The sequence below is a fragment of the Gluconacetobacter sacchari genome (genome assembly GCF_014174255.1).
GTDB classification, from domain to species: domain Bacteria; phylum Pseudomonadota; class Alphaproteobacteria; order Acetobacterales; family Acetobacteraceae; genus Gluconacetobacter; species Gluconacetobacter sacchari.
In genome coordinates this window covers 1-9,214 of the sequence record NZ_JABEQJ010000060.1, presented here as the reverse complement: position 1 = coordinate 9,214, position 9,214 = coordinate 1, and the positions used below count along the sequence as shown (strand labels likewise).

Genomic DNA, 9,214 nt, shown 5'->3' with positions numbered 1-9,214 from the left:
GCTCGGCGCGATCGGAGAAACGGAAGGACTCGACACCCAATTCGTAAACCCAATCAAAAGCTTAGGCGATACCCGCCACCCAGCCCCGACCAACCCCGTGAATAAGATGGGTTAGCTCGATTGCGTGCGACAACCGCCGTCGGCTGAAGCAGTCGTTGGCACACGGTGCGACCGCACTGAAGGAAGGCTTTCGGAGCATGGCTCAAAGCAGTGAACCGATGGGCCGGACGTCAAAACGCTCCCCCTTTTTAGCGTCGCAGTATTCGTGCAGACTGCAGTGCGTTATACTAATTCTTCTTCGCTCGAACTCATGGGCTACACGGTCCATTTCAGAGCCATCCCCGGGATCTCCGCACTCCGGACGATAACCGGTGTGGGTTCGAGCGAAGCGGAAGTGGTATTAGTCCAAACCGACGACATGAGGTAGACTAACGCGACAGCTCAGCAACCACGTGTTAAAATAGGCAATGCTTACCTTTCCGAGCGAATGGCGGTTCGACGCTCCCGGTGATCCTCTCCCCTCGATGGTCATCAATCGATTCGATGACCTTATCTCGAGGGTCGCGTCTCAGGGCGACCGCTGGAGCGTAATCGAATTCTTCAAGGCGCGTTTTGCCGGGGCGGCCGGGCTTCCCAGCCATACGAGCTCTTCCCTGAGCTGGGCTGAGAGCGACCTCGCGAACCTCATGCAGGGGGCGGCCGAGAACGCACCTCTTTTCATCGATGCATTCTGCAGGGCATGTGTCGAGCTGAGGGAGCAAGAGCCAAACTGGGGTTTCCCGACAATCGGACATCTGAACCGCATTTTATCGGAGGCGGAGACCGGTTACGCGATCCAGCCGCCCAACCTGGTCTTCACCGGCGTGCAGGTACCGACCATCAAGCCGGAGCGGCAGCCGTCCCTCGATGAGCAAGCGCAACTACTCATCCAGCGGTCGCTTGACCAGTCGGAACAACTTCTCAGGGAGGGACGCGGCCGCCAAGCGGTCGCGGAAATCCTTTGGCTCTTGGAAACCGTGTCAACCGCGTTCCGCGGGCTGGATGCAGGATCAGGAACCATTGAGGAGAAATATTTTAACAAGATCGCAGGTGAACTCCGACGCCAGCATCGGGGACAAGTTCTTGAGCAGGTTTTGGGGTGGATGACGACGCTGCACGGCTTCCTTTCCTCACCCACCGGCGGCCGAGTCCGTCACGGAGCCGACATCACGAACACGGCCGAAATGCCGCGCGGAGATGCCGAACTCTACTGCAACCTGATCCGCAGCTACCTCGGCTACCTGATGGCGGAGCATGACCGCATCAGCCGGGCACAGTTCCCGTTCCTGTAACGTGGTGACCTTCTCTCAAAGCCAGATGGAGGCCATCGCTGCTGCGCTCGGCGACACTGCCGAAGGGCTAACCGGCAGCGAGATCGGCCACCTTCTTAGCGTCGCGAAGATGGCTGATCCGTCTCCGGAACTGACGAAGCGCCATCGCCTCCACAATGCCTTCGCCACCAGCCAGAACGAGCGGGGGGACCGGGTCGGAGTGATCGCGTTCATCCGGAAGGCTATGAAGCCCGAGCGATATCTTCAAAACCCTCAGCGTTACGAGCCGCTTCGCATGAAGGTGAACACCGCCCTCGCCTTTGCCGGGCTCAAAGTGAACGCGGAAGGCATCCTCGGCACGACCGACACGGCGACCACCATCCCCGACGCAGAGCGACGAGCACGCGCGTTGCGCGAGGATCTCGCCCGACGAGGCGTGCATCCTGACGTGCTGTCCTTCTGCCGTTCGGAGTTACTCGTCGACGACCACTTCCACGCGGTCCTCGAGGCCACGAAGAGCGTGGCCGACAAAATCCGCTCGCGAACCGGCCTGATGGACGACGGCTCTGCACTGGTCGACCGCGCGCTTAGCGACGACCCTCCCATGCTGGCGATCAACTCTCTTCAGAACGAGAACGAGAAGAGCGAGCAGCGCGGCTTCGCAAACCTGGTGCGGGGGCTGTTCGGCATGTTCCGGAACCCGACAGCGCACGCGCCGCGCGTTTACTGGGCTATGGAGCGCGAGGACGCCGAGGACCTGTTGTCTATGGTGTCGCTGGTCCATCGACGCTTGGACAAGGCCACCATGCCGCGCAGGGCCTAGCTGACAGCTAGTCATCAGGCCGACAGACCGCTCCGGCCTAAACGCGCCCGAGAGAGGTCGTCCTGTCTATGTCGGCTTTACGGAAAGCCATTGATAGGCACGCATGTCCGACATGAGGGCGACTACAGCCTGTCTGCTCTGTTTCTGCTGAGCTGACAGGCAGTTTGGGGGGGGGGAGCGGAAGGTCCGGTTTTAGATGAGCGGATGAAATTATCGGACATGAATCTGCTGATAAGGATGGCTGGAACCAGATTGTCCACTTGCAAGTGCTGGCCCGGCGTAGCGGATCTTCGCATCTACCACCCACACAAGGGTGATAGATGCGGAACTTATACGATAAAAATGTCTTGATCTATGCTAATCTATCGTGCATCTATGCGTTACGTTCGGCAGGAGGAGGCTCGGCTATGGGCAAAAAAGTGCTCGCCGTTTTAACTGGGAAAAGCGAGGCGACAATTCGTGCAGTTGGGGGCTCTGGAGACTGGGCCATCCGACCGAGTTCCGTTCGTGACCTCGAATATGTGGTATGCGTCCGTCACGCAAACCCGCCATATGATCCGGGTCCAGGTGCACGCCCTGAGCAGCACGGAGAAGCTTTTTTAGTCGGTAAAGTTGTCGATCTGAAATTCAGTTATCACCATAACGGCCGAGATCGTTTTGTGGTGATGTGCTCCGAGATGGCTAGCGTGTCTGGTGTAAAGGACTTTTGGGACGGATCGCGTGTTCCAACTCGTTATATGGATGAGGATGAGGCTAGAAGGCGCGGGATCGACTTCGACGAACTGGATTTCAAGCCTATCACACATGAAGAAGGCCAGGATGATCTCGAGGGCGAGGGAGGAAGCTCGATCCCCACAAGCGCCACTGCGAGGCACGAAGTTGCATCGAGTGTCGGGGTCATGCCGCTGACCATCCTTGCCGCAAAGAAAGGGCTCGCGGCTAACTTCCATGTTCCCATTGAGGATATTGAGATCATCATCAGGGGCTGACTATTCTTAAGGGGCTAACCGGCAAGCGGACAAATTATTCCGCAAATAAATGGAGAAGGATTATGCCGCGTATCAGCAACGTGATCCGCCTGCAATTTCCCAAATCAGCCGCTCAGTCGGAGCGACTGGAGAGGCTTGCGCGTGGGAAACGAATAATTAATGTCGGTATTATAGTGATTAAAGACGAAAACCGGTTCCAAGAGCAGCGCGCTTGGCGAACCTTATTTGGACTCTACCAAGATTGCGCGAGCGTTCGATGGTCAAAGGGCTTCAAGAAGACACCTGGGAAGGAATTTCTAGGAAAGATGCACCCTGAGCGCCTTACGGTGTTTTTAAACGAAGCTCTCCCCCTCGTTGAACAACGCAGGGCCATTATCCGCGTGAATGGCGAACGCGTTCGTCGTGGTCTTCGAAATGTCATGGTCGCGTAGAAAGAAGCCCATTGAGGGCGAGCCATGCTATCCTAAGCGTCGTTAATCTGACAGCAACAGAAAGCTCAGGTGATGGAAATTTGTGAAATGGAAGTAACTAGTGGAGGGCCAGAAGTCGGGGTCTGCATCGCAGACGAGTACCGGCTTCGTCCGTATTCCGGACACTATCTTGTAAATCCAGCTAGCTTCATGGCCATCATGGTTTCTCGATCCTGTCACCGCCCTTCTGGATACGGCTCCAGCACTATGAAAGACTGCGACGTATAGGAAAAGCTAGCGTCGAACAAACATCATGAATCACGGCTTTGCAGATCGGTGAGATTGTCCTTGGATGACCGGGATGAAGGCGACGGCCGCCTATCTGCTTTACGTTCATTGAGGTTACAGGACATTTAGGGGGAAAGCCGTCTATCCACTTTGCGACACAGGTTGTCAAAAGCTGACCTCTGCTGCCCCCCCCTGTGCGGTTGAGTCTGTGATGACGCCAATATTCGATTGCAGCTATTTTCTGCGTCGTCATACAGATTATGTGCATGAAGTAATTGAATCGGAGATCTCACCGATCAAGCCGAAGGAAACATAGATGCAAAGCGGAGATCAACCGAGGCAAGATGCCCACAAACCAAAAGTCGAAGGAGACACGCCGTCCCAGCTTCCTTCGACCGAAATCGTTCACACCAATATTACCCTCGCGAATAACTATAGGCTAGAGTTGAGCAAGACGATGCTGGCGCTCTCGGCAGCGCTATTCGCGTTTACAACTTCATTCCCACCTGCCCTGATGCGCATCGATTATCCAATGATTCTCGCCTGCAGTTGGGTTGCACTCGCTATATCAACTATCGGCGGCCTCTTAAATCTCTACGGTTGGGAGAAATTCTACATCAGCTATCGCGACTATCATCGCGACTATGGTTGTGGGAAAGCTTATCGTAAATGGATCACGCGCGGGCGTCGGGTGGCGCATTTCGCCCAGATGCTGGGGTTGATCGTCGGTATCAGTGTCTTGGCTGCATTCGTGTTCGTCAATCGTACAAATGTGAAATTGGCTGAGGCAAAAGAGACCAAATCGACAACCGACAATGTTTCGGTGGTCGAGGTTCTTAAGTAGAGGGGACGAGGCATGGCGATAACTTGGGCAGGAATAAAAGCCTCCATTGTTACTTTAACGGCTTACCGTTTCTGCTCGAGCAAGAAAAGAGAGGCTTTAGAACCCTCCACTTGGTCCGTACGCCTGAGCCAACGGATCACCGAGCTTGATGCGATTCCAGGGATGCCGGCGGGCATGCCAAAGACAAACGTCGATACGATTTCCGAGAATGCTTCCCGGGCGAAATGTGTGGTGAACATCTCTTCTGAACATGTTCCCGGCTTTTGCCTTGGCGGTTCGAACGCCTATCTTAACGCTTATGACCTCGTCCGGCTCGGGAAAAATCCGAAAGCCGTATCACAGACCCGTGCACGGGTCGACCAAGTCTTGGCGGGACTTGTTGGGCGACCGGCAAAGGATATCTACTTTGTCGCGGCAGAGTTGAACGGCACCGGCATTCGCTTCTATGGCGACATCTGCCTGGTGCTGAAAGCGACTAAGGCTCTGGCGCAGTCGGTGATCCTGGAAAGCAACTCCTACGACCTCGTCCGTGCACCCAAATCGGCCATGACGCCGACAGAAGAGGAGCTTCAGCGGGAAGCTCAGCATATGTCCGGCCACTGGGGTGCGGACCTGTCCGCAGTCGCCGCCATCAAGATTTTTGCGTATCGCCAGAGCCAGAGGCGCCTGACGACGGGACAGGTCTCCGACGGATTGCTCGATGATGAGGACTATATCGAAGTGCTGCGGATCGGGTCCTTCTCTGTTAAGGACGTTAAGGAAGCGAGGCTTTCTGCTGCGGGCGTCGCTCAGGACGGCCGGATCGACGAACGGCTTCGCTCCGGCCCCATACCGGACGCGGCCTCTCTCAAATGGCGCCACCAACGGCGCCAGGCCGAGCGTTCACTAGTTCATAATGGCGTGCCCGTCCGGGTCGTGTCGACCACATCGCGAACGAGGTCCTGACCATGAAGTGGTATATAGACGCGCTGGACCCGCGATCGGGACGTGCTTTCGCAAGTTATCGTGACGACGATTTGCAAGATATGGAGCATCTTGACGCAGCGCAGGGAACATACTTCTTAGAGCCGCCGGCTTTCGACCCCGTCCAAGTAAGCCGTAGCATCGCCTTTTCCGCGACACGCTACCAGTTTCAAGCAGGTTTGTTCGACGGAGAAGGTGAGCTTCCGTTTGACGAGCTCGACGACGTCGTGGAGTTTATCAGGAGATCCTATCTGCGCCGTGGGGGAGGTAGTGGCGGAGGACCGGAGCCAGGCGGCAGCCCAGAGCCACTACCAAGACCAACCGAGGGTGGAGGTGAGACGGCGGCCCCTGCGGGCCAAGATCCGCTTATCAATCTGCGCGAGATCGTCAAGCAGTTCGGTACGCAGCAGGGCGATATACGTCGCGGCGCGGCCCAGCGGGTTGGGTTTATCGATACTGAGCCAAAAGGAAGCAGTGCTTTCGCAAAGCGGCGCCTTGGTCGCGGTGCGCTCGTATTGGCACTCGAGCAGATCGCTGTTTTTCAGCTAAGCGGCGACTTCGAAAGTTCGACAAGACAGAGATCAAGATTGCTGCGGCTCTTCCAAGCAATCGTATCCGCAGGATTGGCGGAGGAAGTGTATGCGGCTGCTGCAGGCGAGATAGCAATAGAACATTGGCTCACCCAACAATTTAATCGCCTGAAGCCTTTTGGTCTGCATTGGCCTCTTTCCGGGAGGCCTGATACTTCAAAGATTATGCCCGGGCTGATCCTCGCATTTTTGGCGACCGGGGTGGACGACATCGAGCTATGGCCCGAAGTCGTGCATGAACTTTTTTATGAGCCCGATCCTTGGCGCTGGTTTGGCTGGCATTTCAGCCAGCGGGAAGACGATCCGGTCGGGCTTCTTGCAGAGCTTGCAGTCCCCGCGGAGTTAGCAGACGACTACAAGGCTCAGGCTGATGCTCCGATGTCTGTCGGCCAGTTCCTGTTTTCGTTTCTCGCAGCCCCTCAACTCGCCATGGAGAAAAGCGGAAAGATTAGCGACCTCGCGATTGAAGTCGCACTGTTCGCATCCGCTTGTCTCGTTCTACCCTCGGTCCAGAGCCGGCTTCCCGAGCACAGCGTTTATCGTCGTGAAACGAACAACCGCGCCGAACTCGTCGCGTTCGAAGCCGAAAAGTGGCTTCGTGGGAACATGCCCCAGAAAATTTTCTCGAAGGAGGCTGAAGCCCTGCTCACTAAGCGCGATCAAATGGCGGTTGTCAGGCCCTGACCTATTGGGAGTTCTGATTTGGCGACGTTGAAGAATACAAAGGAGAGCCCTGTTTTACGGACATGTGTGTAAGATATAATCCGAGTTGAGAGAGGACGGGTTTTATGGGCAAGGTTACGCGCAAGAGGTATGCGGCGGAGTTCAAGTCACGGGTTGCCCTTGAGGCGATCCGTGGGGAACTGGCGTCAAAGCATGGCGGCGGACTTCTCGCAGAACGGGATTTTGCGCGATGCCTCTGTTCGGTTGGGCGTGAACAGAGGCGGCAGATGTCCGCTATGTTGCTCAAGTCGGTAACCAACGATGCCAAATTCGGCACTGTAAAATAGGAACATACACCGTGGCTGGCCAATTGTTCATCGTCGGAAACGGATTCGATCTCCACCACAAAATACCCTCAAGCTACCACGAATTTGGTTCCTATCTGCGAAGAATAGATCCATCGACCTGGAAGACGGTCAGCGAATACCTCAACTTTGATGCAAATTTTTGGGCTTACTTCGAAGAACGTCTGGCGTCTTTCGATGAGGACGCAGTGATCGGTTATGCTGAGCAGTTTATGGGGAGTTACGGTGCTGACGACTGGAGCGATGCCAGCCACCACGATTTCGAATATGAGATTGAACAGATCGTGGATGCCCTTTCGCGAAAGTTACACGATCATTTTGACGCTTGGATCAAGCAACTGCCGCCGCCCGTTCCGGGCTCTTATATGCCAGTAAGGTGCATTAATCGCAGAGCCAGCTATCTTACCTTCAACTACACCCCCACGCTTGAGACCATTTATGATGTGCCGAGGAACAATATTCTTCATATCCACGGTAACTGTGCTGTCTCAGATGATCAACTTTTGCTGGGCCATGGTTGGGAACGTCTCAACGAAGAGAAGCTCTCATCCAAGATCGACGAGGATACGGATACGAGGCTCGCGGGCGGATATCAACTGATCGACCGCTACTTTGCCGACACATTCAAACCGACCCACAGTATACTGGAGCGAAATGTTGCCTTTTTCTCCTCCATCACCGATGTAAATGAAGTCATAGTTCTAGGTCACTCACTTTCGGATGTTGATGCACCATACCTGTGCGAGGTGATCCGCTGCATACGTCCCTCCGCAAACTGGACAGTAAGCTGCCATAGGAGCCCGGAACTAGAGATTAAACGTATGAGAAAGCTCGGTGTCGCGCCCGCTCAATCGCGCTTTTTTCCTCTGTCCCAGTTTTGACGTTCCGGACGCACATTTTACTGATTTGACCGAGATCATGCCGCCTGGAATGCTCGATGATACATGTTCTTGGTCGTCTCAAAAACGGCGAGTGTCCCCACTCTTCGCCGCCAACTTGGCGTTTTCGACCTCTAGGGCCTGTTAGATCTTGAAATTCTTCCTATATTGTATGGATGGAAGAAGGAGACGGAACAGGCACTTTTACGGACGAGACATGGGCGATCTGGGAACCTCTGATTGAGACGGTTCGCCCAAAGGGCAAGACGCCGCCCCATGATCTGCGGCGCACGATAGCAGCGATTTTCTGGCGGCATGAGAATGGCGCGAAATGGCGGAGCATCCCCGCTGAACTGGGTCCGTGGTGGCGGGCGGCCCAGCTTTTCATTCGCTGGGCGAAGCTGGGTGTGTGGGAACGCCTGCTCGCACTGGTTCGGGAGCAACAGGGGGTAGCGCTCGGTATGACTTTTCTGGATGGCACAAATATCAGGGCTCACCACAAGGCGGCGGGAGCCCCAAAAAAGGGGGCTCTTTCGAAGAGCGAGACCATCGTGAAGCACTTGGCCGCTCTCGCGGCGGCTATGGCACAAAAGTCTGCGTGATCGCAGACGGGCATGGAAAGGCGCTGGGTTTTGCTTTGGCGCCCGGTCAGGCCCATGAACTGCCTCTGGCGCCAGCCATGCTCGATAGTCTTCCCGCCGTTCCCCTGTGGGTCGTTGCAGACAAGGGCTACGCGTCGGACGCCTTTCGTGAACATATCTGGGACATGGGAGCCCGACCGGCCATTCCCGCAAAACGACGCGATGCGCCAGTTGCCTGTCCCAAATGGGCCTATCGGTGTCGGCACCTGGTCGAGAACCTCTGGGCCCGTCTCAAGGAGTGGCGTGCTGTCGCAACCAGATACGAAAAAACCGCAACGTCCTTCCTCGCGGTCATCCACATCGCTGCCGCAGTAGACTGGGTCAAGTGCTAACAGGGCCTAGCCCATCTTATTCACGGGGTTGGTCGGGGCTGGGTGGCGGGTATCGCCTAAGCTTTTGATTGGGTTTACGAATTGGGTGTCGAGTCCTTCCGTTTCTCCGATCGCGCCG

The 9,214-nt window shown here is 55.8% G+C and carries 9 protein-coding genes; all 9 read left to right on the top strand.

From position 1 onward, the window contains the following. The first annotated feature begins 467 nt into the window (after nt 1-467). Nucleotides 468-1,331, top strand: coding sequence for a hypothetical protein (locus tag HLH48_RS22200; protein ID WP_182999636.1), 864 nt, complete (start codon nt 468-470; stop codon nt 1,329-1,331). Then, a complete protein-coding gene (locus HLH48_RS22195) occupies nt 1,294-2,133 on the top strand; it encodes a TIGR02391 family protein (protein ID WP_182999635.1) in 840 nt (279 codons plus the stop codon). Before HLH48_RS22200 ends, HLH48_RS22195 begins: the two co-directional genes overlap by 38 nt. 407 nt (nt 2,134-2,540) lie before the next feature. Beyond that, a complete protein-coding gene (locus HLH48_RS22190) occupies nt 2,541-3,122 on the top strand; it encodes a hypothetical protein (protein ID WP_182999634.1) in 582 nt (193 codons plus the stop codon). 62 nt (nt 3,123-3,184) lie between these two features. Next, nucleotides 3,185-3,553: a hypothetical protein gene (locus HLH48_RS22185; protein WP_182999633.1), complete on the top strand. Its 369-nt coding sequence runs from the start codon at nt 3,185-3,187 to the stop codon at nt 3,551-3,553. 583 nt (nt 3,554-4,136) lie between these two features. Further along, a complete protein-coding gene (locus tag HLH48_RS22180; protein WP_182999632.1) occupies nt 4,137-4,664 on the top strand; it encodes a hypothetical protein in 528 nt (175 codons plus the stop codon). 12 nt (nt 4,665-4,676) lie between these two features. Continuing rightward, nucleotides 4,677-5,609, top strand: coding sequence for a hypothetical protein (locus HLH48_RS22175; RefSeq protein WP_182999631.1), 933 nt, complete (start codon nt 4,677-4,679; stop codon nt 5,607-5,609). Nucleotides 5,610-5,611: 2 nt separating this feature from the next. Next, on the top strand, nt 5,612-6,901 hold the full coding sequence (locus tag HLH48_RS22170; protein ID WP_182999630.1) for a hypothetical protein: 1,290 nt from the start codon (nt 5,612-5,614) through the stop codon (nt 6,899-6,901). Between the two features lie 337 nt (nt 6,902-7,238). Beyond that, on the top strand, nt 7,239-8,126 hold the full coding sequence (locus HLH48_RS22160; RefSeq protein ID WP_182999629.1) for a bacteriophage abortive infection AbiH family protein: 888 nt from the start codon (nt 7,239-7,241) through the stop codon (nt 8,124-8,126). A gap of 173 nt (nt 8,127-8,299) precedes the next feature. Continuing rightward, a protein-coding gene (locus tag HLH48_RS22155; RefSeq protein WP_220795275.1) for an IS5 family transposase occupies nt 8,300-9,096 on the top strand; the annotation gives its coding sequence in 2 pieces (ribosomal slippage) (nt 8,300-8,639 and nt 8,639-9,096; 798 coding nt in all). Nucleotides 9,097-9,214 lie beyond the last annotated feature (118 nt).

Coding starts and splice junctions, on each gene's coding strand:
- HLH48_RS22170 (WP_182999630.1), top strand. CDS start 5,612: ATGAAGTGGTATATAGACGCGCTGGACCCGCGATCGGGACGTGCTTTC.
- HLH48_RS22190 (WP_182999634.1), top strand. CDS start 2,541: ATGGGCAAAAAAGTGCTCGCCGTTTTAACTGGGAAAAGCGAGGCGACA.
- HLH48_RS22195 (WP_182999635.1), top strand. CDS start 1,294: ATGACCGCATCAGCCGGGCACAGTTCCCGTTCCTGTAACGTGGTGACC.
- HLH48_RS22175 (WP_182999631.1), top strand. CDS start 4,677: ATGGCGATAACTTGGGCAGGAATAAAAGCCTCCATTGTTACTTTAACG.
- HLH48_RS22200 (WP_182999636.1), top strand. CDS start 468: ATGCTTACCTTTCCGAGCGAATGGCGGTTCGACGCTCCCGGTGATCCT.
- HLH48_RS22185 (WP_182999633.1), top strand. CDS start 3,185: ATGCCGCGTATCAGCAACGTGATCCGCCTGCAATTTCCCAAATCAGCC.
- HLH48_RS22180 (WP_182999632.1), top strand. CDS start 4,137: ATGCAAAGCGGAGATCAACCGAGGCAAGATGCCCACAAACCAAAAGTC.